Annotated in this window: 26 protein-coding genes; 8 read left to right on the forward strand and 18 right to left on the reverse strand. The window is 62.1% G+C overall.

The genetic code is table 11. The features are described 5' to 3' along the window. Positions 1 to 70: 70 nt before the first annotated feature. The gene (hemN, locus tag V6M37_RS04135) at positions 71 to 1,462 is read right to left on the reverse strand and encodes an oxygen-independent coproporphyrinogen III oxidase (RefSeq protein ID WP_332671252.1); all 1,392 of its coding nucleotides are present in this window, start codon (positions 1,460 to 1,462) and stop codon (positions 71 to 73) included. A 123-nt stretch (positions 1,463 to 1,585) separates the two neighbouring features. Here hemN and fnr point away from each other — a divergent pair, with 123 nt between their 5' ends. Beyond that, positions 1,586 to 2,326, forward strand: a complete 741-nt coding sequence (gene fnr / locus V6M37_RS04140) for a fumarate/nitrate reduction transcriptional regulator Fnr (protein WP_332671309.1) — start codon at positions 1,586 to 1,588, stop codon at positions 2,324 to 2,326. 130 nt (positions 2,327 to 2,456) lie between these two features. On the opposite strand, the gene V6M37_RS04145 is transcribed toward fnr, so the two are convergent. Genes V6M37_RS04145 through V6M37_RS04155 form a run of 3 tightly spaced genes read right to left on the reverse strand, consistent with a single transcriptional unit; the run spans position 2,457 to position 4,647 of the window. After that, positions 2,457 to 3,008, reverse strand: a complete 552-nt coding sequence (locus V6M37_RS04145) for a hemerythrin domain-containing protein (protein WP_332671253.1) — start codon at positions 3,006 to 3,008, stop codon at positions 2,457 to 2,459. Next, positions 3,008 to 3,403, reverse strand: a complete 396-nt coding sequence (locus V6M37_RS04150; RefSeq protein ID WP_332671310.1) for a SirB2 family protein — start codon at positions 3,401 to 3,403, stop codon at positions 3,008 to 3,010. Before V6M37_RS04150 ends, V6M37_RS04145 begins: the two co-directional genes overlap by 1 nt. Before the next feature lie 5 nt (positions 3,404 to 3,408). Beyond that, positions 3,409 to 4,647: an NnrS family protein gene (locus tag V6M37_RS04155; RefSeq protein ID WP_332671254.1), complete on the reverse strand. Its 1,239-nt coding sequence runs from the start codon at positions 4,645 to 4,647 to the stop codon at positions 3,409 to 3,411. 86 nt (positions 4,648 to 4,733) lie between these two features. Here V6M37_RS04155 and V6M37_RS04160 point away from each other — a divergent pair, with 86 nt between their 5' ends. Further along, the gene (locus V6M37_RS04160) at positions 4,734 to 5,423 is read left to right on the forward strand and encodes a Crp/Fnr family transcriptional regulator (RefSeq protein WP_332671311.1); all 690 of its coding nucleotides are present in this window, start codon (positions 4,734 to 4,736) and stop codon (positions 5,421 to 5,423) included. A 178-nt stretch (positions 5,424 to 5,601) separates the two neighbouring features. Here V6M37_RS04160 and V6M37_RS04165 read toward each other — a convergent pair whose 3' ends face one another. Beyond that, positions 5,602 to 7,239 carry a PHA/PHB synthase family protein gene (locus V6M37_RS04165; protein ID WP_332671312.1) on the reverse strand — a complete coding sequence of 546 codons (1,638 nt, stop codon included), beginning with the start codon at positions 7,237 to 7,239 and terminating at the stop codon, positions 5,602 to 5,604. A gap of 460 nt (positions 7,240 to 7,699) precedes the next feature. Here V6M37_RS04165 and V6M37_RS04170 point away from each other — a divergent pair, with 460 nt between their 5' ends. After that, a complete protein-coding gene (locus tag V6M37_RS04170; protein WP_332671255.1) occupies positions 7,700 to 8,143 on the forward strand; it encodes a universal stress protein in 444 nt (147 codons plus the stop codon). A gap of 64 nt (positions 8,144 to 8,207) precedes the next feature. Here V6M37_RS04170 and V6M37_RS04175 read toward each other — a convergent pair whose 3' ends face one another. From V6M37_RS04175 to V6M37_RS04235, 13 genes are all read right to left on the reverse strand, one after another. Next, a complete protein-coding gene (locus tag V6M37_RS04175) occupies positions 8,208 to 8,444 on the reverse strand; it encodes a hypothetical protein (protein ID WP_332671256.1) in 237 nt (78 codons plus the stop codon). 32 nt (positions 8,445 to 8,476) lie between these two features. After that, the gene (locus V6M37_RS04180) at positions 8,477 to 8,704 is read right to left on the reverse strand and encodes a DUF3149 domain-containing protein (protein WP_332671257.1); all 228 of its coding nucleotides are present in this window, start codon (positions 8,702 to 8,704) and stop codon (positions 8,477 to 8,479) included. After that, on the reverse strand, positions 8,635 to 9,144 hold the full coding sequence (locus tag V6M37_RS04185) for a FixH family protein (protein ID WP_332671258.1): 510 nt from the start codon (positions 9,142 to 9,144) through the stop codon (positions 8,635 to 8,637). The genes V6M37_RS04180 and V6M37_RS04185 overlap by 70 nt, the downstream gene beginning before the upstream one ends. Before the next feature lie 15 nt (positions 9,145 to 9,159). After that, a complete protein-coding gene (gene ccoG, locus V6M37_RS04190) occupies positions 9,160 to 10,590 on the reverse strand; it encodes a cytochrome c oxidase accessory protein CcoG (RefSeq protein WP_332671259.1) in 1,431 nt (476 codons plus the stop codon). An 81-nt stretch (positions 10,591 to 10,671) separates the two neighbouring features. Further along, positions 10,672 to 11,574 (reverse strand): cytochrome-c oxidase, cbb3-type subunit III, encoded by a 903-nt coding sequence (ccoP, locus tag V6M37_RS04195; RefSeq protein WP_332671260.1) that lies wholly within the window; start codon positions 11,572 to 11,574, stop codon positions 10,672 to 10,674. Between the two features lie 3 nt (positions 11,575 to 11,577). Further along, positions 11,578 to 11,757: a cbb3-type cytochrome oxidase subunit 3 gene (locus tag V6M37_RS04200; protein WP_332671261.1), complete on the reverse strand. Its 180-nt coding sequence runs from the start codon at positions 11,755 to 11,757 to the stop codon at positions 11,578 to 11,580. Positions 11,758 to 11,775: 18 nt separating this feature from the next. Further along, on the reverse strand, positions 11,776 to 12,408 hold the full coding sequence (ccoO, locus tag V6M37_RS04205; RefSeq protein ID WP_332671262.1) for a cytochrome-c oxidase, cbb3-type subunit II: 633 nt from the start codon (positions 12,406 to 12,408) through the stop codon (positions 11,776 to 11,778). A gap of 15 nt (positions 12,409 to 12,423) precedes the next feature. Beyond that, positions 12,424 to 13,848 carry a cytochrome-c oxidase, cbb3-type subunit I gene (gene ccoN, locus V6M37_RS04210; protein ID WP_332671263.1) on the reverse strand — a complete coding sequence of 475 codons (1,425 nt, stop codon included), beginning with the start codon at positions 13,846 to 13,848 and terminating at the stop codon, positions 12,424 to 12,426. A 389-nt stretch (positions 13,849 to 14,237) separates the two neighbouring features. Next, a complete protein-coding gene (gene ccoS, locus V6M37_RS04215) occupies positions 14,238 to 14,435 on the reverse strand; it encodes a cbb3-type cytochrome oxidase assembly protein CcoS (protein WP_332671264.1) in 198 nt (65 codons plus the stop codon). Between the two features lie 8 nt (positions 14,436 to 14,443). After that, positions 14,444 to 16,924, reverse strand: coding sequence for a heavy metal translocating P-type ATPase (locus V6M37_RS04220; RefSeq protein WP_332671265.1), 2,481 nt, complete (start codon positions 16,922 to 16,924; stop codon positions 14,444 to 14,446). A 183-nt stretch (positions 16,925 to 17,107) separates the two neighbouring features. Further along, on the reverse strand, positions 17,108 to 17,875 hold the full coding sequence (locus V6M37_RS04225) for a 3-hydroxyacyl-CoA dehydrogenase (RefSeq protein WP_332671266.1): 768 nt from the start codon (positions 17,873 to 17,875) through the stop codon (positions 17,108 to 17,110). A 72-nt stretch (positions 17,876 to 17,947) separates the two neighbouring features. Continuing rightward, complete coding sequence (locus V6M37_RS04230) at positions 17,948 to 18,550, reverse strand: CoA pyrophosphatase (protein ID WP_332671267.1); 603 nt, start codon at positions 18,548 to 18,550, stop codon at positions 17,948 to 17,950. Positions 18,551 to 18,585: 35 nt separating this feature from the next. After that, positions 18,586 to 19,194 (reverse strand): retropepsin-like aspartic protease family protein, encoded by a 609-nt coding sequence (locus V6M37_RS04235; protein WP_332671268.1) that lies wholly within the window; start codon positions 19,192 to 19,194, stop codon positions 18,586 to 18,588. A 256-nt stretch (positions 19,195 to 19,450) separates the two neighbouring features. On the opposite strand from V6M37_RS04235, the gene V6M37_RS04240 reads away from it, so the two are divergent. From V6M37_RS04240 to V6M37_RS04260, 5 genes are read left to right on the forward strand one after another with little or no spacing between them, the layout of a single operon-like run. Next, on the forward strand, positions 19,451 to 19,888 hold the full coding sequence (locus V6M37_RS04240) for a type IV pilin protein (RefSeq protein ID WP_332671269.1): 438 nt from the start codon (positions 19,451 to 19,453) through the stop codon (positions 19,886 to 19,888). Next, a complete protein-coding gene (locus tag V6M37_RS04245) occupies positions 19,888 to 20,358 on the forward strand; it encodes a GspH/FimT family pseudopilin (RefSeq protein WP_332671270.1) in 471 nt (156 codons plus the stop codon). Before V6M37_RS04240 ends, V6M37_RS04245 begins: the two co-directional genes overlap by 1 nt. A gap of 2 nt (positions 20,359 to 20,360) precedes the next feature. Further along, positions 20,361 to 20,948 (forward strand): type IV pilus modification protein PilV, encoded by a 588-nt coding sequence (gene pilV / locus V6M37_RS04250; RefSeq protein WP_332671271.1) that lies wholly within the window; start codon positions 20,361 to 20,363, stop codon positions 20,946 to 20,948. A gap of 5 nt (positions 20,949 to 20,953) precedes the next feature. Further along, positions 20,954 to 21,991, forward strand: a complete 1,038-nt coding sequence (locus V6M37_RS04255) for a PilW family protein (protein ID WP_332671272.1) — start codon at positions 20,954 to 20,956, stop codon at positions 21,989 to 21,991. Next, the gene (locus V6M37_RS04260) at positions 21,988 to 22,560 is read left to right on the forward strand and encodes a hypothetical protein (RefSeq protein WP_332671273.1); all 573 of its coding nucleotides are present in this window, start codon (positions 21,988 to 21,990) and stop codon (positions 22,558 to 22,560) included. The genes V6M37_RS04255 and V6M37_RS04260 overlap by 4 nt, the downstream gene beginning before the upstream one ends. Positions 22,561 to 22,579 lie beyond the last annotated feature (19 nt).

A 22,579-nucleotide genomic window follows, 5' to 3' on the forward strand; every position in this document is an offset into this window, starting at 1 on the left:
GTCGCTATTGTAACACTTCGATCCAACCCCGAACGGGCAGGGCGTCGAGCAAGCTCGACGCCGGCAGCCGTCAGATGACTTTCGAGTAGCGGGCGCGTTCGCGATCCGCACGCAGGTAGCGGTCGAAGACCATCGCGATACCCCGGACCAGGAGGCGTCCCGGAGGCTGCACGCTGATCCACTTGTCAGTGACTTTCAGCAGCCCCGCCTCCTCCATCGCCTTCAGGTCCTTCAGTTCCTCGGCGAAGTATTCGTCGAACTTGATCAGGTGGGCGATCTCGATGGAATCGATCGAAAGCTCGAAATGGCACATCAGCGCCTGGATGATCGAACGGCGCAACAGGTCGTCGGCGGTCAACTCGATGCCGCGGAGCACCGGCAGCTCGTCGCGATCGAGCGCATCGTAGTACTCGTCGAGCGACTTCACGTTCTGCGAGTACACGGGACCGATCTTGCCGATGGCCGAGACGCCGAAAGCGAGGAGGTCGCATTCGGCCTGGGTCGAATACCCCTGGAAATTCCGGTGCAGCCGCCCCTGTTGCTGCGCGATCGTCAGTTCGTCGTCGGGTTTTGCGAAGTGATCCATGCCGATATAGACGTAACCCGCTTCGGTAAGCCTGCGGATCGCGAGTTGCAGGATCTGCAGCTTCGTGTCCGACGTCGGCATGTCGACGACCGCAATGCGGCGCTGCGGTTTGAAGAGCCCCGGCAGATGCGCGTAGCTGTACAGTGAGATGCGGTCGGGTGACAGCTCGAGCACCTGTTCGAGCGTGCGGTTGAAGCTGATAATGTTCTGCTTTGGCAACCCGTAGATCAGGTCGAGACTGATCGACTTGAAGCCCGTCGCACGCGCGGAATCGATGACGAGCTTTGTCTCATCGAACGACTGGACACGGTTGACCGCGACCTGCACATCCTCGTTGAAGTCCTGGACGCCGACGCTCATTCGGTTGAATCCGAGCTCGGCGAGCAGCTTCACTGTCTCGAAGTCGACCTTGCGCGGGTCGACCTCGATCGAATATTCGCCATTCGGAACCAATGTGAAGCGCGAGCGGACCGAATCCATGAGCTGGCGCAATTCGTCGTGCGACAGAAAGGTCGGCGTCCCCCCTCCGAGATGCAGCTGCGTGACCTGATGGCTGCCGCCGAGGGCGTCCGCCTGCATCCCGATTTCCTTGTCGAGGTACTTCAGATATTTGGCCGACCGCGCGTGGTCCTTCGTGATGATCTTGTTGCACGCGCAGTAATAGCAAATCGTGTTACAGAAGGGGATGTGGAAGTATAATGAAAGAGGTTTACTTACCCCGCCCACCGCGCGCTGGGCTAGCCAATCCTGCAGCGCACGCGCGTCGAACGCCTCGACGAACCGATCAGCGGTCGGATAAGAGGTGTAACGCGGCCCGTTGATGTCGAAACGACGAATCAGCTGCGGGTCGAAGACAAGATCGTTCTGGCTGGTCATGGTTGTATCGCTTGAGTGCATTTCGTACGATCGCAAAAAGCCGTACTTTTGTGGTTGACGTGGATCAACGGAGCATCCCGGCGGTCGTGGTCGTACCTGAAGAGGGACGTTATTATCGTGCAAATGAAGGCGGCGGTGCCGATTACTATAGCCAGTCTCAAAGTCGCATGTGCCCAGTGCAACCTGCTGGAGCTTTGCTTGCCCTTCGGGATGTCGGAAAACGAAATCGACCGCCTGGACGAACTCGTCGGCGCTCGCCGCAAGATCAAGCGGCAGCAACACCTGTACCGGGCGGGAGATCCGTTCGAGGCGATCTACGCAATCCGCGCCGGCTCGTTCAAGACGGACGTGCTGCTCGAGGACGGACGCGAGCAGGTGACCGGGTTCCAGATGACCGGCGAGATGCTGGGACTCGACGGTATCAGCACGGAAACCCACACTTGCAACGCGATTGCGCTCGAGGACAGCGAAGTCTGCGTGATCGCCTACGACAAGCTCGAGGAACTCGCGCGCGCCGTCGACGGGCTCCAGCACCAGTTCCACAAGGTGATGAGCCGCGAGATCGTCCGCGACCACGGTGTGATGACGCTGCTCGGCTCGATGCGGGCCGAAGAACGCCTTGCGGCGTTCCTGCTGAACATGTCACAGCGCTTCACTGCCCGGGGATTTTCAGCTGCGGAATTTCACTTGCGCATGACGCGCGAAGAAATCGGATCCTACCTTGGATTGAAGCTCGAAACGGTCTCGCGGGCGTTCTCGAAATTCCAGGATGAGGGCCTCATCGCCGTCCAGCAGAAGCACATTCGCATTCTCGACATCGCGGGCCTGAAGAAGCTGATCCAGCACCAACCGTCGCGCTGTTAGGCGGCAGATGCCGAACGGGGTCCCGCTCGCGGCGCGGACCCCGGACCTGCATCGTTCGGCTCGAAAAGTCGCGTTTCTGCCGGCCCGACCGGGAGCGTCTGCGCGGCGTTCCGATATGCGCCTCAGCCGTTCACGAGCTTCGCCGTTCCCCGTCCTGACGGCGCCGGCCGGTCATCGCGCTACTCATCGCCGCGATGTCCTCCTCTTTCAGCAGTTCGCGCGCGAGGGGCAGGACCTCTCCTTCCTCACGTTCGATATGGCGACGGTAGCGCTCGGCGAACCGTTCGACTTCGTCGGCGGGGAGCTCCGCCTCTGCCCCGCGCGAAATCGGTTCCAGCCTCGCGCGCATCGCGGCCCACACCGCGAACATCTCCTGATGGTCGGCGAGGATCGACTCGATCAGCGCCTGCAGGGCGTCGCGTCTGCCGGAGTCGATTCTCGCCTTCAGTGCCGGCAACAAGTCCTCTTCCTCGTCGAGGTGATGATTGACCGCTGCGATGTCGAAATAGCGCATGACGTTCGTCGCGGCCTGCTGCGCCTGACGATCCGATCCATGTTCCAGATGCCAGGCGGCAAGGCGCCCGAGCGTGGCGAGCTGGGCCTGGAGCCGCTCATGGCAGGCCTCGAGCATTTCGATCGGCGTCTCCATTCCGGGCGCGACGGGAATAAGCGAATCAGCCATCAGAAGTCTCCGACAAAAGCAATGAATCCCGCGGGGTTCTTAGTCAGCGCAACCGACACGATCCACGCGAAGGTGACGAGCGCCGCGACCAGAGCCGACGCCCGGATCGGCATCGTCGGTCCGAGTCGCAGGGCGACCGCGCCGAAAAGGACATAGACGATCAACCCGACGACTTTCGCGGTGACCCACGGCGCGACGAACGGCAACTGGCCGCTCGTCACGGCCAAGGTGATCGCACTACCGAGAAAGATCGTGTCGATCACATGGGGCACCACGCGCGTCAGGCGATGGTTGAGCAGTGGACTGCGTACCGTCATCCAGATTCCCTGGAGCGCGAATCCGAAACCGCTGAGCACCGCACAAAGGACGTGCAGGTGCTTGATGCCCAGGTACATCTCACTCACCCCGGACGGCCGTCACTACGCGGGCGTAGGTAGACCGGCAGATATCGCACCGCCCACGCCCCGAACACCGCGAGCCATCCGAGTACCGCGATCAGCATCACGACGCGTGACGATGAGGGCGGAACGATCTCGGCCGCAATCCGCATCAAGGCGACGAACTCGAGTCCGAGAAACAGGCCCCAGGTCAGGCGATCAGCGACGAGTTTGTTGCCGGAATGACCGAGCGTCACGCGCGACACCATCGCGAGGAGCACCGAGGCGAAGAATCCGATACCGAGCGCATGGAGTGGCGCCAAACCGAACAAGGCCTTGCCGGAGAGCGCCGCCACACTTTGGACCGCCGACATCGCGAACCCCACGCCGAGCCACGCGAAGCCGATGTGCAGCATGCCGAGCAACGGCACGCGCAAGGACGGAAGCAGCCGCCATTTCCATGACAGCCACAATGCGGTAGCAGCCGCCGGCGCGTCGACGATCCACGTGAGCGCGTTTGCGCCGGCGATCGAAAGCGCACCGTGCAGAACGGAAGCGCCGATGATGACCGCGATGACCCAGCGCGGGCGAACCATCATGTACCCTTCGATGATGTTGCTCGAAAAGAACGGGATCATCCGGTGACACACGGTGAAGAATACGGGCAGCATGAACCACCAGACCCCGATGTCGATTGCAACGCGCCCGAAAATCCCGTTGCCGCTGATTGCGAAGCCCAGCCAGGCGGCTACGGCGAGGCCACCTGACGCGATCGCGCACCACACGAGCCGGGCATGCAACGACTCGGGATTGTCGTTGTACGCGACTCGTCTCAGGACTCGACCGACTCCCCACCACCCGACCAGCACGAGCAGCAATCCGACGACCAACAATCCCGGAACCAAGGTTCCCGCAACGACGACTGCCCATCCCGCGACGAGGAACCGCCACGGCCACAGCCACACGGACTGCGTGACATCGTGCTCGCCTTGCCAGCGCGGCATCGCGGTGAGGAGAAAACCGAACATGAAGGGCGGAAACACGCCGCCGAGGACGAGCATCGCATGCATCCATCCGGGCGGCAACGCCCAAGGTAATACGGGCGTGAGTCCGACTCGCGACGCGAGTTCCAGCGTCCAAAGAATGAACGCCACAAGCAGCATCACGCCTCCGAGGAAGAACATGGAGCGATGCGGTGCGGCAAACAGGATCGATTGGGCCCCGGGGGCGGGTTGAGTCGGCATCTTTCGAACTTCCTTCATGTCTTGTCGGACCACGCGCGTCCGCGTGAAGCCGGGCGATAGTCGCCGGCAGGTTAGAATGTCGGGGTTTTCAGTTGGAGGCCCAGATGCCTACGTCCCAGGTCGACATCCCCACCCTGCTGCGACAGGTTTCGTTTTTCAGCGAGCTATCGAGCGACGACATCGAACGGGTGGTGCGTTACACGCGCGAGCGGCAGCTGGAGAAAGGCGAAGTCCTGTTCCAGCGCGGCGACGCGGTGCACGGCTTCTATTTCGTCGTTTCCGGACAAGTGAAACTCGCCGTTTCGTCCGCTCAAGGCAATGAGAAGGTCGTCGAGATCATCAGTCCGATGCACAGCTTCGGTGAAGCGGTGATGTTTCTCAATCGTCCGTACCCGGTATTCGCCGAGGCGCTCGTCGCAACACATCTCCTGCATATCGGCCAGGCCGTGGTCTCGGACTTGATCGACCAGGACTCGACCTTTGCCCGCAAACTCCTCGCCGGCATGGCTATTCGCCTTCACAGCATGGTCCAGGACGTCGAAACCTATTCGCTGCGCTCGAGCATGCAACGGGTGATCGGCTATTTGCTGCAACTGGTCGAGAACGAGGAGCGCGCTGGCGTGCTCGACATCGAGCTGCCCACGAGCAAGCAGGTAATCGCCTCGCGCCTGAACCTCACGCCCGAAACGCTTTCCCGGATCTTCCATGATCTCGTCAATGCCGGACTGATTACCGTCCATGGCAAACATATCTCCCTGCATGACCCGGCCCGCCTCGCCCGTTATCAGGGATGACTGCAGCTCGCGGTGCTCATCGGAGCCATTCTCGCCACTGGCGACAGCACCGGCCTTGACTCGGGTCAAATCGCACATAGCGCACCCGCGCGGAATAGTAAGCCGTCGGATACGATCGCATACGCGTGGCCGGATATTGGGAAGAAGCGCCGCCCCGCGACAGCGTCGCGCCCGGCGCTCAATGCTCGAGAACGTAGGTTCCGGGCGCCGGCACAAGCTCCGAAAACTCGTTCGATTGCGCCGGACGGGCTTCGACCACTTCGCCGCAGCGCGGCTTCAGCCAGTCCATCCAGTCGCCCCACCAGCTACCGTCCTGCTGCTCGACGCTGTTATGCCAGGCTTCCGCGTCGTCCGATCGGTGTGCATCACCCGCCCGGTACTTGCGCTTCGGCGGGTCCACCGGGGGATTGATGATTCCGAGGATATGTCCGGAGGTGGATAATACGTAGCGCTTCGGCCCGGTGGTGAAATTATTCACGCGATAAGTTTGCCGCCAGGGAGCGATGTGGTCGTCTTCGGCGGCGACGGCATAGAGGGGCTGGGTGATCCGTGCAAGGTCCAGCGGTTCGCCCGCTACGGTCAAGGCATCGGGTTCGATCAGGCGGTTCTGGAGGTAAAGTTCCTTCAGATACCACGAATGCATCGCGTACGGCATACGGGTCGTGTCCATGTTCCAGTACAGCACATCGAACGTGGGCGGCGCGTCGCCGTACAACCACCCCTGCACGACGTAATGCCAGATCAGGCTATTCGAACGGAGAAGCCGGAACCCTGAAGCCATCTCCTTCCCGTCGAGAAAACCGCGTCGTGCCATGTTCGCGGTGATGTACCGGACGCTCGCTTCGTCGACGAAAACCTCAATGTCGCCGGGCGCGTGAAAATCGACGAGCGTCGTCAGCAGCGTCCAATCGCGAACCGGCACGTCCTCGGGCATGAAGCGACGGTTAGCCCACGCCATATACATGGCGAGGGCCGTGCCCCCGATGCAGTAGCCGACCGCATGAACCTTTGCCGAACCGGTAAACCGGCGGGCGGTTTCGATAATTTCGTGGACACCATCCTGCAGGTAGGCATCGAACGTGACGTCGCGCATCGACGCATCGGGGTTTTTCCAGCTCGTAATGAAGACGTCCAGGCCCTGGCCGAGCAGAAACCGGATCATGCTCTTCTTCGGCGCGAGGTCGAGAACGTAGAACTTGTTAATCCACGGCGTGATGATGACAACCGGTTCGGCGTGCACCCGTTCGCGACGCGGCGCGTAATGGATTACTTCCAGCAGGTCATTGCGAAAGATCACCGATCCCGGGGTCGTCGCGAGGTTCTCGCCCACCCGGAAGTCGTCCGGATTCGTCATCCGCACATTGCCGGCCTGCAAGTCGCCGAGCATGTTCCGAAACCCCTGGACGAGACTCTCTCCGTTGCTCTGGAGCGCCTTTCTTATCGCGACAGGGTTCGTCCACAAGAAATTCGTCGGCGCGACGGCATTGAGCCACTTCCGCCACCAGAACGCAGCCTTCCGACGCTCCGTGCCGGACATTCCCGGCGTGTCGTAGAGCATGTCCTGCATGTGACGCGTAAACGCCAGGTACCACTCCTTGAGGAGGTCCCACGTCGGTGCCTCCGTCCAGATCGGATCGGCAAAACGCGCGTCGTCCTCGTTCGGCCGGACCGGATCCACGCTTGCCAACCCGAGCGCGCGATGCCACGAATACTCCTGAAGGCGCCAAAGGTCGCTCGACAGTTTTAACAGCCGTTCGGCAAGTTCCTGCGGATGAGCGAGCCATGCGAGTTGTGCATGCACGATCGGCGCCATCATTCCCAGGGGGTCGACATGCCCTTCGACGGTGTCGTGGATCTCGCGCAGAGTGCGACGGAGTACCTGCGGCGGCGTCAATCTCGCCGCGCTTTGCCAACCATTTGATGACTTCACGAGTATTCCTTCCTTCGTTACGGTTGAAGATCAGGTCGTGCCCCGCCCCGAATCGGATTGTGATCAGGTCTCTCTGCTCGTACCTGCGGTATCGTAACCGCCGCCGAGCGACCAGGGAATCAGCTGCCGCTCGCGGGCTGAGGATGATGGCCCCCCGACCCCGCCCTTCGCCCTCGGCGAAAGCACGCGTATGCGTTATTCATCGAAATGTCGCAGCGCAGCAAGAATGTCCATTTCGCCGTCGGCCCGATTGACGTGGATCAACCTCGATTCAGCCCCAAGCACCCCCTTCGGACTGGCCGGCTCGCTATAATCAGTTGTCAATGCGACGATAGGGAGCAGCAAAATGTTCAAGCACATTCTCGTCCCGACCGACGGATCCCCACTCTCCGAGGGAACCGTTTCCCGCGCGGTTTCGTTTGCGAAGGACGCCGGGGCCCGGATAACGTTCTTCTATGCGCAACCCGACTTCCCGATGCCCATCTACGGCGAAGGCGCCTTGATCGATCCGACAACGCCGGAGCAGTTCTCCAAATCGGCAGAGGCTGAAGCCAGGAAGATCCTGAACAGCGCGAAATCGGAGGCCGACGCCGCCGGGGTCGCGGCCGACACGGACACTGTCGTGAACGAAGTACCCTACGAGGCGGTCATCGATGCTGCGGAGCGGCACGGTTGCGACCTGATTTTCATGGCGTCGCACGGGCGCCGCGGCATCGCCGGACTACTGCTGGGAAGTGAGACCCAGAAAGTCCTCACGCACAGCAAGGTCCCGGTCCTGGTTTACCGCTGAAAGGCTGCAGCACGGTCGAGGCGCCGGCCGTCGCGCGGCTGCCGGCGACTCGATTCCTCCTGGATCAATGAGGAGCGTTGATGTCTTTCGCGGTCCGCTGGAAGAACAACGTCGAAAGACTCGACGCGGCGCAGGCGAGCCAGAAACCGAAAAATCCGATCGAATAGGTCGCCGTTTCCGAGAGGTGAACAGGCTCGCCAAGGAGATAGAGCTCCTGCGGATCGATGAGCGTGAAGAAGACGATTTCGGCAATGCCGGCGACTAGAAACGAAGGCCACAGCACCTGAATCCATTTCGACATCTCACGTCTCCTTCACGTCCGGGTTGAAGCTTCTAGCGACCCGTCTTGCGTTCCTCTTCCCTCATGTGCCGGACGGCAAAGCGACTCAGATATATCGCGGTCACGAGGATGATCCGATCGGTGAGCATGCTGTGAAGCCCGATATGGGTCGTAAACACCTCTTTCCGAGCCACGATACGCCTCCTACAGGCTATGAAATGCCAGGCAACATCCTGAGTCGGGTCTCCGTAGGGAGGTATACGGTCCCGTTCAAACGCCACGTACGGGACTCATCTTCTAGCTGAATCAACCAGCGACCGACTGCCAGGGGTTCAAGCGGACCAGCAAACGCACCGTCGTCCAGCTTCAACAGCAGGACTTGGTCGTGACCGCTGCGGGTGGGGTGCGCGATCGTCAGCACGACGGTGGGTGGCAACGTGGTGCCCGGCTTGGCAGCAAGTTGCAGGCGGACTTCTTCCGCTCGGATCGTCAGGTCCGCCGCAAGACCCATCTCATTTGCCCGTTCGGTGCGTGCGATCGTCGTTTGTATGGTCTTGCCCTGCTGATAGTAGTCATCCACCACCAGGCCGTCCCAGCTTTGAACCGCAAGCCACAACGTAACCGCACCCGCGACGACTGCGGTCGCCGGTATCGCGATGAGGAACCAGGGCCATCCCTGCCGGTACCAGGGATCGAGGTTTTTCGAGGACTGCGCCTGCATGCAAACGGTCTCCACTTAACGCGGCATCAGGAAGGTCGTTTCTTCCTGAACAGAAACGCCGGAAACATCCGCGGCCGAAACGTCGAAGGCGATTTCATGAGAACCCGGCTTTCCGGCGTCGGCCGGCACCCTCACTTGAACCGTCACCGATCGGGTCGATGCCGGCGGAATTTCGATCGACTTCACGCCTTCGATACGAGCCCCTTCGAGGCCGGAGACGCCGAGATCGAAGGCGCGCGCCGTCTCGCGCATGTTCATGATCTGCAACTGGTAGACGTTCTCGATGAGCCCGCCCTCGACTTCGCGTGCAAGGGTGGCACGATCTCGAATGACATCGACCCGCAGGTCGGACCGCCCGGCGAGCCCAAGGATCATCGCCACACACGCAAGCGCGAGAATCCCGCCGTAGATCAGCGTTCTCGGACGCATCACGTGTCCGATGATCTCGCGTCGTCCCCAGCGCTTCTTCACCGCATTTTCAGTCGAATAGCGGATCAGCCCCCTCGGGTATCCCATCTTGTCCATGACTTGGTCACAACCGTCGATGCACGCCGCACAACCGATGCATTCGTACTGCAACCCGTCGCGGATATCGATCCCGGTAGGACATACCTGCACGCAGATGCCGCAGTCGACGCAGTCGCCCTTGCCCTGGCTGCGTGGATCGATCCCCTTCTTGCGCGGCCCCCGCGCCTCGCCCCGCTCCTGGTCGTAGGTGACGACCAATGTATCCGGGTCGAACATCACGCCTTGGAATCGCGCGTAGGGGCACATGTACAGGCACACTTGCTCGCGCATCACGCCGGCAAAAAGATAGGTGAATCCGCCGTAGAACAGGATCCAGAACAACTCCCAGGGACCGAAGCTCAACGTCGCCGCCGACTGCAGCAGTTCGTCGAGCGGAGAAAAATACGCAACGAAAGTGAAGCCGGTCCACAAACCGGCCACGGCCCATGCTCCGTACTTTGCGGAGCGCACCGCCAGTTTGTGCGCACTCATCGATGCGTTCTCGAGCTTCTTGCGCTGTTTGTGGTCCCCTTCGATCTTTTCCTCGATCCACATGAAGATCTCGGTGTAGACCGTCTGCGGACAGGCATATCCGCACCACAAGCGGCCGGCGATCGCGGTGAAGAAGAAAAGCGCATACGCCGCGATGATCAGCAGGATCGCAAGATAAAACACGTCCTGAGGCCAGAAAACCCAGCCGAAGATGTAGAACTTGCGTTCGGCAAGATGAAAGAGGACCGCCTGCCGGTCATTCCAGGTCAGCCAGGGAAGGCCATAGAACAGGATCTGGGTAAACCAGACTAGCGCCCACCGCCAGGTAGCAAACATGCCACTGACCGAGCGCAAGTGGATCTTTTGTCGAACGGCGTAGAGATCATCCGACTGCGCTGCCTGATCCTGCGGCGAGGGCGCTCTTCTGAGTGGAACCGGATCACTCATTATGACTATATCCGTAATTACTAATTTGTGAGGCTTGATTTCCCCGAGCCGAGGCCCGGGGAACCTTACTGCTGAAACGAATTACTGCGCGGGCTGATTCGAAAGGCCGTAGACGTACGCCGCTAGCAGGTGAACCTTGGCGTCGCCGAGGAACTCACCGAATCCCGGCATGCGGTTCGTCCGGCCGTTCGTGATCGTCTCCATGATGGTCATCTCCGACGAGCCATAGAGCCACGCACTGTCGGTCAGGTCGGGAGCTCCCATGGCCGGCGTTCCCTTGGCCTCCGGACCGTGGCATGCGACGCAGTTCTGCTTGAAGAGTTCCGCACCGCGCTGAGCCCGCAACGAGTCGTGAGCCAGACCAGCCAGCGAACGTACGTAATTCGCGGCGTCCTTCACGCCATCGGCACCCAGGGTCGGTCCGAACGGAGTCATTACGCCGATTCTCCCGGTCGTGATAGTCGCCTTGATCGTCTCCGGCTCACCGCCCCAATGCCACGCCTTGTCCGTGAGGTTCGGAAAACCCTTCGCGCCGCGCGCATCGGAACCGTGACATTGCGCGCAATACGTCACGAACAGACGCTGCCCCATCGCGCGCGCTTCCGTGTCGGCCGCCACCGCGGCCACATCCATACCCTCGTACTTGGCGAAAATCGGAGCATACCGCTCGTCCGCCTTCCTCGTCTCCGCCTGGTACTGGCCGACCGACGCCCAACCGAGGATCCCTTTGAAGTTGCCGAAACCCGGGTAAAGGATCAGATAGACAACAGCAAAAACCAGCGTCAGCCAGAAAAGGTACAGCCACCAACGCGGAAGCGGATTGTTGTACTCGGCGAGATTCTCGTCCCAGACATGACCGTGCAACTCGACCGGTCCAGTTTCCCGCTTGTTGTTGGACATCAGCACGAACAGGCAGAACAGCAAGCTCAGGGCCACGAGGCCCATCACATACATGTTCCAGAAACCGCTAACAAAGTCAGCCATTTTTTATCCTTCCTGAGCCTGCCGGCGGCCATGCGGCGCCGGCGCATCGTCGTCGATGAAGGGAAGTTTCGCCGCTTCTTCAAACCCCGCCCGAGCACGCCTGCTATAAGCCCAGAAACAGATGCCCAGGAAACAGAACAAGCTGAGCACGGTGATAAGGGATCGCAAATCGTTGATATCCACGGCGCTTCTCCAACTCAATTACTTGAAGTTCGAAAGTGCGGTGCCAAGACCCTGCAGGTACGCGATCAGCGCCTGCATCTCGGTCTTGCCGTCGAGGGCCGCCTTGGCACCGGCGATCTCTTCGTCGGTGTAGGGATGGCCCAGCGTACGCAGCACCTTCATTTTTTGCTCGATGTCATCAGCCTTGACGGGGCGCTCCAGCCATGGGAAGGCCGGCATGTTGGACTCGGGCACGACGTCCCGCGGGTTGTTCAGGTGCACGCGGTGCCATTCATCGGAATATCGCCCGCCAACACGGTGAAGGTCAGGCCCGGTGCGCTTGGATCCCCACTGGAACGGCCGGTCATAAATGAACTCGCCGGCTACCGAATAATGGCCGTAGCGCTCGGTTTCCGCTCGGAACGGGCGAATCATCTGTGAGTGGCAGTTGTAGCAACCTTCACGGACATAGATGTCCCGACCGGCAAGTCGAACCGCGTCGTAGGGTTTGACATCGAGCGGATTACCGTCGCGGTTGATTGGCGTCGTCGTCGACTTCTGGAAGAACAGCGGAACGATCTCGACGAGGCCACCGACGCTCACAGTCAGCAGCGTCAGCACGATCAGCCAGCCTACGCTGCGTTCGATCGCATCATGTTTCGTTTGAGCCATGTCACTTCTCTCCGATTAGGCGTGCGCAGTGGCGGGAATCACAACGGGCGCGTCGTAGGCCCGGTGACCGGCAATCGTTTTCAACATGTTGTAGAACATGATGACCATGCCGGTTAGGAAGAGCACTCCGCCTGCCAGACGAATCGACCAGAATGGATAGCTGGCCTTGACGCTTTCAACGAACGAGTAGGTCAGGGTGCCGTCCGCGTTCGTTGCGCGCCACATCAACCCCTGCATCACACCGGCGATCCACATCGACGCGATATAGAGCACGATGCCGATCGTCGCGATCCAGAAGTGAGCGTTGATCAGCCGGGTGGAATACATCTCGGTCCGGCCGTACATGCGCGGGAGCAGGTAGTACATCGAACCGATCGTGATCATCGCAACCCAACCGAGTGCACCGGAATGGACGTGACCGACGGTCCAGTCCGTATAGTGCGACAGGGCATTCACGGTCTTGATGGACATCATCGGGCCTTCGAACGTCGACATGCCGTAGAAGGAAAGCGCGGTGATCAGGAACTTCAGGATCGGGTCGGTGCGCAGCTTGTGCCAGGCGCCCGACAGCGTCATGATGCCATTGATCATGCCGCCCCACGACGGAGCGAGGAGGATCAGCGAGAAGATCATGCCGACGGACTGGGTCCAGTCGGGGAGCGCCGTGTAGTGCAGATGGTGCGGACCCGCCCACATGTACGTGAAGATCAGCGCCCAGAAGTGCACCACCGACAGGCGGTACGAATAAACGGGGCGCTCGGCCTGCTTGGGAACGAAGTAGTACATCATTCCGAGGAAGCCGGCGGTCAGGAAAAAGCCGACCGCGTTGTGGCCGTACCACCACTGCACCATCGCGTCCTGAACGCCCGCATAGGCCGAGTACGACTTGGTCAGCGTGACCGGAAGCGCTGCGCTATTGACAATATGCAGCAGTGCGACCGTCAGGATGAAGGCGCCGAAAAACCAGTTCGCGACGTAGATATGCGACGTCTTCCGCTTCGCGATGGTGCCGAAGAACACGACCGCGTACGAGACCCAGACAACCGCGATCAGGATATCGATCGGCCACTCGAGTTCGGCGTACTCCTTGCTCGTGGTGAACCCCAGCGGCAACGTCACCGCGGCGAGCACGATGACCAGCTGCCAACCCCAGAACGTGAAGGCGGCCAGCTTGGGAGCAAACAGCGTGGTATGACAGGTGCGCTGCACCACGAAGTACGACGTGGCGAACAGCGCACAGCCTCCGAACGCGAAGATCACCGCGTTCGTGTGAAGCGGACGCAACCTGCCGAAGTGAAACCACTCACCGACGTTTAGTTCCGGCCATACGAGCTGAGCCGCAACGATCACGCCGACCAACATGCCGACAATCCCCCACACGACTGTCATGATGGAGAACTGGCGCACGACTTTGTAGTTGTAAGTCGCTTGCGATTGCATGTAACTGCCCCCTTGATGAAAAAACCATTACGCCGTACTGGTTATTTGGCCGATCTCAGGGCCATCAAGTCAATGAAAACCTGCATTTCCCAGCACCACGCGTTGACCTAGGTCAAAATTATATTGCAGCGCGGGAGCAGATGAAAGGGTTTACGGGGTTTCGGGTAGGGGGAAACGCGGAGGACGCGAAACGCGTGGACGAAAAAAAAGGGTGCGCATCACACGCACCCCCAACCCCAACAGAGAGACAAAAATACCGTTGCCCGGCTTGCCGCGAGAACACGCTGCGTCAAGCGCGAAAACCATGAACAGAGTATGCTCATACCCGCGGGACGGGACTTTGACGAAGATCAACAAAGCTGCGCAAGCTCCACTCGAAGAAATCCGCCTCAGTCCCGGAGGGCACTTCCTCCGCCCGACGGAGCGTCTTCGTCACACGGAGGAGCGTCCTTGTCATCGAGAAGCATCCTGTACGCCGGCCCTTCCATGTCGTCATACTGACCGGATCTCAGCGACCACCAGAAGACGGCGCCGATGATGAACACCAGGACCACGGACAGCGGGACAAGAATGTATAGGCTTTCCATGCGTGAGCTCACCTCGCTTCGGGAACGCGCTGAAGCCGCAGCGCGTTGAGCACGACCAGCAGGGAACTCCCCGCCATGCCGATCCCCGCCATCCACGGCGTGACCAGCCCCGCCATCGCCAGGGGCACCGACGTAAAGTTGTAGACGAACGACCACCACAGGTTCTGCCGGATGATATTCAGGGTCCGGCGCGAGAGGTCGATTCCTCGTCCGAGTCCCGCGAGATTTTCGCTCAGCAGGACGATGTCGGCTTGGTTCCGCGCCAACTCCGTCCCGCCCCCCATCGCAATCGACACGTGCGCCTGTGCGAGAACCGGAGCGTCGTTCACCCCGTCGCCGATCATCGCAACGACCGCTCCCGGCTCCTGTTGCATCGACGCGATGCAGGTCTGCTTGCCCTGCGGCGTCATCCCACCCCGTGCATCCGCGATTCCCAGCCCCGAAGCAACAGCTTCAACCGCCGCCGCCGAATCGCCGCTCAGCACGGTTAGTTGATGGTGGTCGTTCGCGAGCCTGGTTGCCAGTCCCGCCGCCTCGCGACGAGGCACATCTCCGAGACGGAACAGGCCGAGCCAACCCGTCTGCCCGCCCAACACCACGACCGAACCGCCGCGCGCCTCGAGTCCGCTCACATTCGGCGGCGAAGGACTTCCCACCTGCGCTGCGACAAAATCAGGCCGCCCGATCCACAGTCGTTGCCCGTTGACACGCCCCTCGACCCCCTGGCCGGTCTGTGCGACCGCGTCCTCCGCGGCGGGCAGTCTTCGCCCTTCCGCCGCCCGGCGCAGCCCCTCGGCGATCGGATGTTCCGACCCCTGCTCGAGCGCGGCCGCCAGTGTCACGAGTTCATCCCGGCCGAGCCCGCCGAGCGCGTGGACCTCCTCCAGGCTCATGCGCCCGTACGTCAGCGTCCCCGTCTTGTCGAAAACGAATCGATTCGCGCGCGCCAGCGTCTCGATCGCGTGCCCGCGGGTCACCAGCACGCCGATCCGCGCCAGCGTATCGGTCGCGACGGTTAGAGCCGTGGGTGTGGCAAGAGACAGCGCGCAAGGACACGCGACAACCAGGACCGAAACGAACACCCACAGCGCGCGCGCGGGATCGAGGAAATACCATGCCACGCCGGTAATCGCGGCAAGCAGCAGCAGGACAACGATGAAGACGACCGCCACGCGATCGGATTGTTGCGCGATCACCGGCTTCTCGCTCGCGGCCCGCTCCATCAGCCGCTGGATTGCGGCGAGACGCGTCGAATCACCGACGTGCTCGACCCGGATGATCAGCGGACTCGAAATATTGATGCTGCCGCCGGTCACCGGACTGTCCTTCACCTTCGGTACCGGCAGACTCTCGCCGGTCAGCAGGGCCTCGTTCGCCTCGCTGCGCCCGTCGATCACAGTGCCGTCGGCCGGGACGACTTCACCGGGACGCACCCGCAGCAAATCGCCTCGCGCGAGCCGCGACACCGGCACCCGCTCGCTCTCCGGCGCGGGCCAAGCCACGATGCGTTCCGCGAATGCGGGAATCACCTTGCCCAACTCCTCGACCCCGCGCACCGCCTTCTGCCGCGCGACCATCTCGAGGTAGCGGCCGCATAACAAGAAGAACACGAACATCGTCACCGAGTCGAAGTACACCTCGCCGCCGCCCGAGAGCGTCGCCCAGACGCTCGCGCCGAAAGCGCTGCCGATGCCCAGCGCCACCGGCACGTCCATGCCGAGACGGCGCAGCTTGACGTCGCGCAGCGCGCGGTGGAAGAAAGGCGCCGCCGAGTACAGGACGACCGGCAGCGTGAGCAGCAGACTCGCCCACCGCATCAACGCTTCGATGTCGCCGGTCAGCTCTCCAGCCTTCGCGATGTACGACGGGAACGCGTACATCATCACCTGCATCATCCCGAAGCCCGCGACGAAGACCCGCCAGAGCATCGACCGGCGCTCGCGCTGGCCGATCTGCTCGGAGCGCTCCGCATCATACGGATAGGCGCGATAGCCGACCGCCTGGACCGCGGCGAGGATTTCGGACAGCTTGATGCGTCGCTCGTCCCACCGTACCCGCGCGCGTCGCGTCGCATAGTTCACCGCCGCGACGGATACGCCCGGCAGCCGGGCGACGTGCTGTTCGTTCAGCCAGACACAGGCGGCACACGTGATCCCTTCGAGGATCAGCGACGCTTCACGCTCGTGCTCGCCCACCGGCTGGACGAAGCCTTTCTGGAAATCGGGATGATCGAACAGTCCGAGTTCCTGCAGTTCGGCCGGCAAAGCCTCCTTCCGCGGCTCGGGCATCGCATCCCGATGGCGGTAATAATCGGTCAGCCCGTTGTCCACGATCGACTGCGCGACCGCTTCGCACCCGATGCAGCACATCCGCCGGGGCGTGCCGTCGACCATCACGTAGTGGCGCGTCTGTTCCGGGACGGGGAGGCCGCAGTGATAGCACTCCTGCTCGTCTCGGATCGTCTCTGCTGCGATTTCAGGAGAACTCATCGGGATGGAAGGTATGGGACCGGAGGTCCGCGGAGGTCACCCTCCTGCCTGGAGGGAAAAACCTTTTAGCACAGTTTTCGGGTGGACATGTGCACTGCAACAAATGTTCGCCATCAAAACGAAAACGGGACGCCCCGATCACCGGTGCGTCCCGCTCCGAGCGTCGCTCCATGCCGTACGGTCTTACTTCGCGGTCATGCGAATCGCGCCATCGAGACGGATCGTCTCACCGTTCAGGTACACGTTCTCGACGATGTGGCGAACCAGCGCCGCGTATTCTGCCGGCCGCCCCATCCGCGACGGGAACGGCACCGTCTTCCCGAGGGAATCCTGCACTTCCTGAGGCATGCCCATCAGCATTGGCGTTTCCATGATGCCCGGCGCGATCGTCATTACGCGCACGCCGAAACGCGCCATCTCGCGCGCAACCGGCAGCGTCAGTCCGACGACCCCGGCCTTCGATGCGGCGTAAGCAGCCTGCCCGATCTGACCATCGTAGGCGGCGACCGAAGCGGTGCTGATGATCACCCCGCGCTCGCCCTCTTCGTTCGGTGCGCCTTTGCTCATGACGTCGGCGGCCAACCGCATCATGTTGAAGCTGCCGATCAGGTTAACGCCGATCGTCCGCGCGAACGACTCGAGCCGATGCGCGCCTTCGCGCCCGACCACCTTCTCGGCCGGCGCAATGCCAGCGCAGTTGACGAGCCCGTGCAACCCGCCGAAGCCGGACACCGCGTGGTCGATCGCCGCCTTCGCGCTCGCCTCGTCGGTCACGTCCGTCGTGACGAATGCCGCTGCATCGCCGAGTTCGCGCGCCATCGTCTCGCCCGCGTCGCGGTTCACGTCGGCAAGAACCACCTTGCCCCCGGCCGCGACGAGCATCCTCGCCGTCGCCGCCCCCAGGCCCGATCCGGCACCCGTCACCACAAAAACGCTGTTTTCGATCTTCATCGTCAAGTCTCTCCCGATAGCATCCGTACGCGAACGTATGGGGCCGCAAGATAACGGCAGTTGACGTGAACGTCAACGTAAAGCGGGAGTATCCTCGCGCCCGAGAAAACGATACAGGGAGACGAGAATTCCCGCCGTCGCGCCCCAGACGAAATAGTCGCCGTACGGCATCGCGTAATACTCGCGCAAGCGCCCCTTGTATTCGCTGCGGTGTCGCTGATGGTTGGCCGGATCGAGAAAGTGCGCGAGCGGCACCTCGAAGGCCTCCGCGACTTCGAAGGTATCGAGTTGGAGTTCGAACGGCGGATGCACGAGGCCAACCACCGGAGTGATCCTGAACCCGGTCCCCGTGAAGTACTCCGGCAATTCGCCCAGCAACTCGACCCGGTCCGGATCGAGGCCGATCTCCTCTTCGGTCTCGCGCAGGGCGGTCATCACCGGCGACGTATCCGCCTTTTCGACCCGCCCTCCGGGGAAGCTGATCTGGCCGGGGTGGTGATGGAGGTGGTCGGTGCGACGGGTCAGCAGGACCGAGAGCGCGTCGGTCCGCGCGACGACCGGCACGAGCACTGCGGCGGGCCGGAACTCCCCTTCGTGTCCGGCGTCCTCGCGCACCGGCTCGAGCGCCGGCGCCCCGACGAAGATCTGCCGCAATCGGTTCGCATCGTATTCCATACTCCAGGGCGCCTCCTTCGCCACCTGGCTCATCCTCAATAACGCTTGCGCAGCACAAGCCGGTCACCGTCCCGCTGCATATCCATGCGGTTGAGGAAACTCATGCCGAGCAGGACGAATGGAAGTTCGTTTTCGTGCACTAGGCCGTCGACGCCATGCAGGGTGATGGGCCCCACACGGACGCCGTCCAGTCGAACTTTCCACACTCGCGCGGGCCCGCTGGCGGTTTGGGTCAGGACAGGGTTGCCGCGACGAAAATCCACCCCGGCGCGGCGCGCATCAGATGCCCCCAGCGACACCATACTCGCTCCGGTATCCACCAGAAAACGCACCGGCGCTTCGTTAATGCTTCCATCGGCAAAGTGGTGCCCGCGTGAGTCCGCGAAAAGACTGAGAGCGCCAGAGGCTGATGTTGCGTGATTGGCAGCTCGGACCGGCGCTTCGCCGAGCGCGAGGATGCGCGTACGCCCCTCGACATCGACGATCGTAGCGTTCTCACCTGCAACCTGCATCAGCCGGACGCCTTCCCGCGTGCGTCCGCCGCGCCGGAGGATCTGAGGCGCCCCTCCGTTGACGACGACGACAGCGCGATCGGCGGATACGCCGACGAGCTCGATTTCCGTGCCAAACGCAAAACCTGCCAAGCTGAGTGAAGTGCTACCGCACAACGCTCGAAGGACTGTTCTGCTCCGATGAAATCGCACTCGATTGTCTTCCTTATTCGGTTGCGAAATTGTGCCACACGCGGGGCGCGCGCCCCGGCGCTCGAATCGCCACTCGTACCCCTAAAGCAAACGCCCATCGGATTCGTGTTCCCACCCACGTTACAACCCCGCTACTCTCCATCCTAGCTTCGCATCTTCAATCAATCGGCATAACCACTTAATCCGGACATCGGCCGTGCGCTCGACAATGCTCTCCCCATCGGTTCCCGCCCACGGATTCACGCTGATCGAGCTGATGATCGCAGTCGCGATCATCGCAATCCTGTCCTCGGTCGCCTATCCGTCATATCAGGCGTATGTCGTGCGCAACAACCGCAGCGTCGCCGCGGCCTACCTCGTCGAGGTCGCGAGCCGCCAACATCAATACCGGCTCGACGCACGGACTTTCGGCACTGCCGGCGATCTAGGGATAAGTACCCCCGCGGAAGTGGGCAAGCACTACACGATCAGCTTCGCCGCGACGCCGACCGCCACAACCTTCACTGCCCAGGCGGTGCCGAAGGGGAGTCAGGCGACCGGCGATGCCAAATGCGGGACGCTCAAGCTTGATCAAACAGGAACCAAGACCATATCCGGGACCGATAGCGCCGCCGACTGCTGGGGGGCACGCTGATGGCCGCGAGGGCGATCTCCGGCGCTCTCACCGCACGCGCGCCCGGCTTCTCGCTCGTCGAACTCATGGTGACGGTCGCGGTGATCGGTATCCTCGCCGGGGTTGGATACCCATCATTCCAGGAACTCCTGGCCTCCCAGCGAGTACGCGTGGCCACGTCCGCGCTCTACGACTCGCTTCTGATCGCACGCAGCGAGGCGCTCAAGCGGAATATCGCCACGCAATTCGTCACTGACAATCTCGCGGAGGGCTGGTCGATCGACGCCGGGGGGCGGGACGTTCATTCCCAAGGTCCGCTGACTGCACTTACATTTGAGCCCCACGCACCCGCGATTCAGTACGGGCCGACGGGCCGCCTCGCCGTCGGCGCCGCCACCGAAATCGAAGTCACCGCCGCCGGCACCTCGGCCGTGCGCTGCATACGCCTCGACACCACCGGGCGGCCGCGGCTCGCGGAGGGGAGTTGCTAACAATGCGCCACGCGGATTCGTCAGAATTCAATCAGTCGGGCTTCAGCCTGCTCGAAGTGCTCGTCTCGATCGTCATTCTCGCGATCGGGCTGCTCGGGCTCGCCGGTCTGCAGACGAAGGCCAACGTCGTCGAGATGGAGGCGTATCAGCGCTCGGTCGCGCTGATGCTCGTGCAGGACATGGCGAACCGGGTAGCCGCCGGCCGCGAATATATCGCCGACTTCAATGCGGCGAGCCTGACCCCGTTCGGTGTCGGCAATGCGCAGCCCGCAGGCTGCGCCGGGAAGGCGGAAGCGCAGCTGCAGCTGTGCGAATGGAGCGATGCGCTGAAGGGCGTCGCTGAAAAGACATCTGCGGGCAGCATCGGCGCGCCGCTTGACATGCGAGGCTGCCTGATTGCGGTGACGCCGCCGACCGAAGACGCGCTGGCCGAATATTTCGTCGTCGGCGTCTGGCAGGGGCTGACACCCACCGCGTCGCCGCCCGAAAACACGCCGGGGGACCGCTGTGCCGACGCCGTCGCGTATGGCGACGGACTGCGCCGCGCGGTCGTCACGCGTGTCCTGATACCGAAGCTCACCGCCGACTGATGGCCATGCCCACACGAAAACAAGCGTCTCAGTCGCTCCCCCACTTTGCCGCACACCAGCGTGGCGTGTCGCTCGTCGAGCTGATGATCTCCATGACGCTCGGGCTGCTTGTTATCGGCGCGATGACGACGATCTTTCTGAACAACAGCCAGTCGCGGCGGGAGCTCGACAAGTCGGCCCAGCAACTCGAAAACGGACGATATGCCATCCAGATGCTGCGCGACGAGATCTCGCTCGCCGGATATTTCGACGCGCTCTCGAGTCCGCCCGCGGGGGGGGCGGTCACGGCGAGCCCTTGCTCGACCGACCTTGCCGAGTGGAGCGCATCGCTCGACGTTGTGGTCGAGGGAATGAACGACGGAAAGTTCCCGTGCATCGGCTCGGCGAAGCCCGACACCGGGACGGTGTTCGTGCAGCGGGCTGCGACCGCAGAAACACCTGCGCCGGGCCTCGCCGCCAACGTCGCCTATTTTCAGGTATCGCTCTGTGGCGAGGACTACGCGGGAACACCGGCTCCCCCACCGAGCCCAGTTGCGCAGTTTCGGCTGGCGACTCCCGCAACCGGAGCATTCAGCCTCCGGCAGATCGACTGCGCCGCCGCGATTGCGCCAATCCGGCGGTACATCCGCAGGATCTTCTTTATCGATTCGAACAACGTCGCGGGCGACGGCATCCCGACGCTCAAACGCGCGGACTTTGGGGCGAACCAGACGCTCTCGGCACCCGTCGCGCTTGTCGAGGGCATCGAGCACCTGCATTTCGAATACGCGCTCGACACGAACGGCGACGCGACACCGGACGAATTCAGGGAGCCGGACGAATTCGCGACGGCACCCGCGGTGAAATGGTCAGACGTCGTGGGCGTGCGGGTGTGGCTGATCGCGCGGGCGATCGAGTCGTCGCCCGGGTATGTCGACGAAAAGACCTACCAATTAGGCGGAAAGGACCCGTTTGTGCCTGAGGATTCCGTCAAGCGATTCAAGCGGCATGTCTTTAACACCTATATCGAGCTGACCCACCCGACAGGGCGGCGAACAAAATGATCCTTCGCGACGCTTACACAAGGCAGACCGGCGCAGTGCTGTTCGTCGGGCTGATCATGCTGATCCTGATAACGCTTCTGTCCGTATCGGCGATGCGGCTGGCGAACGTCAACCTTCTCGCGGTCGGAAACGAGCAATACCAGAAGGAGGCCGAGGACGCGGCGAACTACCACCTCGACCTCGCCCTGAACGCGAACGATTTTACGAGCCGCAACGTTGACCGCAGCGCACAGCTGCCCGCTTTCGCCGGAGCTACTGCGCGCGACGCGACGAGCTACACGGTGAAAATTCCGCCGCCCGACTGCAAGCGCTACCGCTATCTGAAGAAATCCGAACTCGTCGATGCGACGAACAGCGTGCCGCTCGAGAACCTCGCCTGCTTCGGCGGCTCTTCGGGCTCAGCAATCACGATCGTCACGTCATCCCTGAACGAGAACTCCCTGTGCGCGACGTCGCTGTGGGAAATGACCGCGGACGTCGAACTACCCGATACCGGCGCCCGCACACGCGTCGTACAGGGTGTGGAAATGCGGATCAGCCACGCGGAAGCCGAGGACCAATGCAAATGATCCCCTCGTCGGACTTTTG

The sequence above is a fragment of the Aromatoleum sp. genome (genome assembly GCF_036675785.1).
Taxonomy (GTDB): domain Bacteria; phylum Pseudomonadota; class Gammaproteobacteria; order Burkholderiales; family Rhodocyclaceae; genus Aromatoleum.

Excerpts from the sequence above, each read along its gene's own strand:
- ccoO (WP_332671262.1), bottom strand. The coding sequence starts at position 12,408 with ATGGCTCAAACGAAACATGATGCGATCGAACGCAGCGTAGGCTGGCTG.
- pilV (WP_332671271.1), top strand. The coding sequence starts at position 20,361 with ATGCGCCACGCGGATTCGTCAGAATTCAATCAGTCGGGCTTCAGCCTG.
- V6M37_RS04220 (WP_332671265.1), bottom strand. The coding sequence starts at position 16,924 with ATGAGTTCTCCTGAAATCGCAGCAGAGACGATCCGAGACGAGCAGGAG.
- V6M37_RS04160 (WP_332671311.1), top strand. The coding sequence starts at position 4,734 with ATGCCTACGTCCCAGGTCGACATCCCCACCCTGCTGCGACAGGTTTCG.
- V6M37_RS04170 (WP_332671255.1), top strand. The coding sequence starts at position 7,700 with ATGTTCAAGCACATTCTCGTCCCGACCGACGGATCCCCACTCTCCGAG.
- fnr (WP_332671309.1), top strand. The coding sequence starts at position 1,586 with ATGAAGGCGGCGGTGCCGATTACTATAGCCAGTCTCAAAGTCGCATGT.
- V6M37_RS04225 (WP_332671266.1), bottom strand. The coding sequence starts at position 17,875 with ATGAAGATCGAAAACAGCGTTTTTGTGGTGACGGGTGCCGGATCGGGC.
- ccoP (WP_332671260.1), bottom strand. The coding sequence starts at position 11,574 with ATGGCTGACTTTGTTAGCGGTTTCTGGAACATGTATGTGATGGGCCTC.
- V6M37_RS04165 (WP_332671312.1), bottom strand. The coding sequence starts at position 7,239 with ATGATGGCGCCGATCGTGCATGCACAACTCGCATGGCTCGCTCATCCG.
- ccoN (WP_332671263.1), bottom strand. The coding sequence starts at position 13,848 with ATGCAATCGCAAGCGACTTACAACTACAAAGTCGTGCGCCAGTTCTCC.
- V6M37_RS04260 (WP_332671273.1), top strand. The coding sequence starts at position 21,988 with ATGATCCTTCGCGACGCTTACACAAGGCAGACCGGCGCAGTGCTGTTC.
- ccoS (WP_332671264.1), bottom strand. The coding sequence starts at position 14,435 with ATGGAAAGCCTATACATTCTTGTCCCGCTGTCCGTGGTCCTGGTGTTC.
- V6M37_RS04255 (WP_332671272.1), top strand. The coding sequence starts at position 20,954 with ATGCCCACACGAAAACAAGCGTCTCAGTCGCTCCCCCACTTTGCCGCA.
- V6M37_RS04155 (WP_332671254.1), bottom strand. The coding sequence starts at position 4,647 with ATGAAGGAAGTTCGAAAGATGCCGACTCAACCCGCCCCCGGGGCCCAA.
- V6M37_RS04245 (WP_332671270.1), top strand. The coding sequence starts at position 19,888 with ATGGCCGCGAGGGCGATCTCCGGCGCTCTCACCGCACGCGCGCCCGGC.
- V6M37_RS04230 (WP_332671267.1), bottom strand. The coding sequence starts at position 18,550 with ATGGAATACGATGCGAACCGATTGCGGCAGATCTTCGTCGGGGCGCCG.
- V6M37_RS04185 (WP_332671258.1), bottom strand. The coding sequence starts at position 9,144 with ATGCAGGCGCAGTCCTCGAAAAACCTCGATCCCTGGTACCGGCAGGGA.
- ccoG (WP_332671259.1), bottom strand. The coding sequence starts at position 10,590 with ATGAGTGATCCGGTTCCACTCAGAAGAGCGCCCTCGCCGCAGGATCAG.
- V6M37_RS04150 (WP_332671310.1), bottom strand. The coding sequence starts at position 3,403 with ATGTACCTGGGCATCAAGCACCTGCACGTCCTTTGTGCGGTGCTCAGC.
- V6M37_RS04145 (WP_332671253.1), bottom strand. The coding sequence starts at position 3,008 with ATGGCTGATTCGCTTATTCCCGTCGCGCCCGGAATGGAGACGCCGATC.
- hemN (WP_332671252.1), bottom strand. The coding sequence starts at position 1,462 with ATGACCAGCCAGAACGATCTTGTCTTCGACCCGCAGCTGATTCGTCGT.
- V6M37_RS04175 (WP_332671256.1), bottom strand. The coding sequence starts at position 8,444 with ATGTCGAAATGGATTCAGGTGCTGTGGCCTTCGTTTCTAGTCGCCGGC.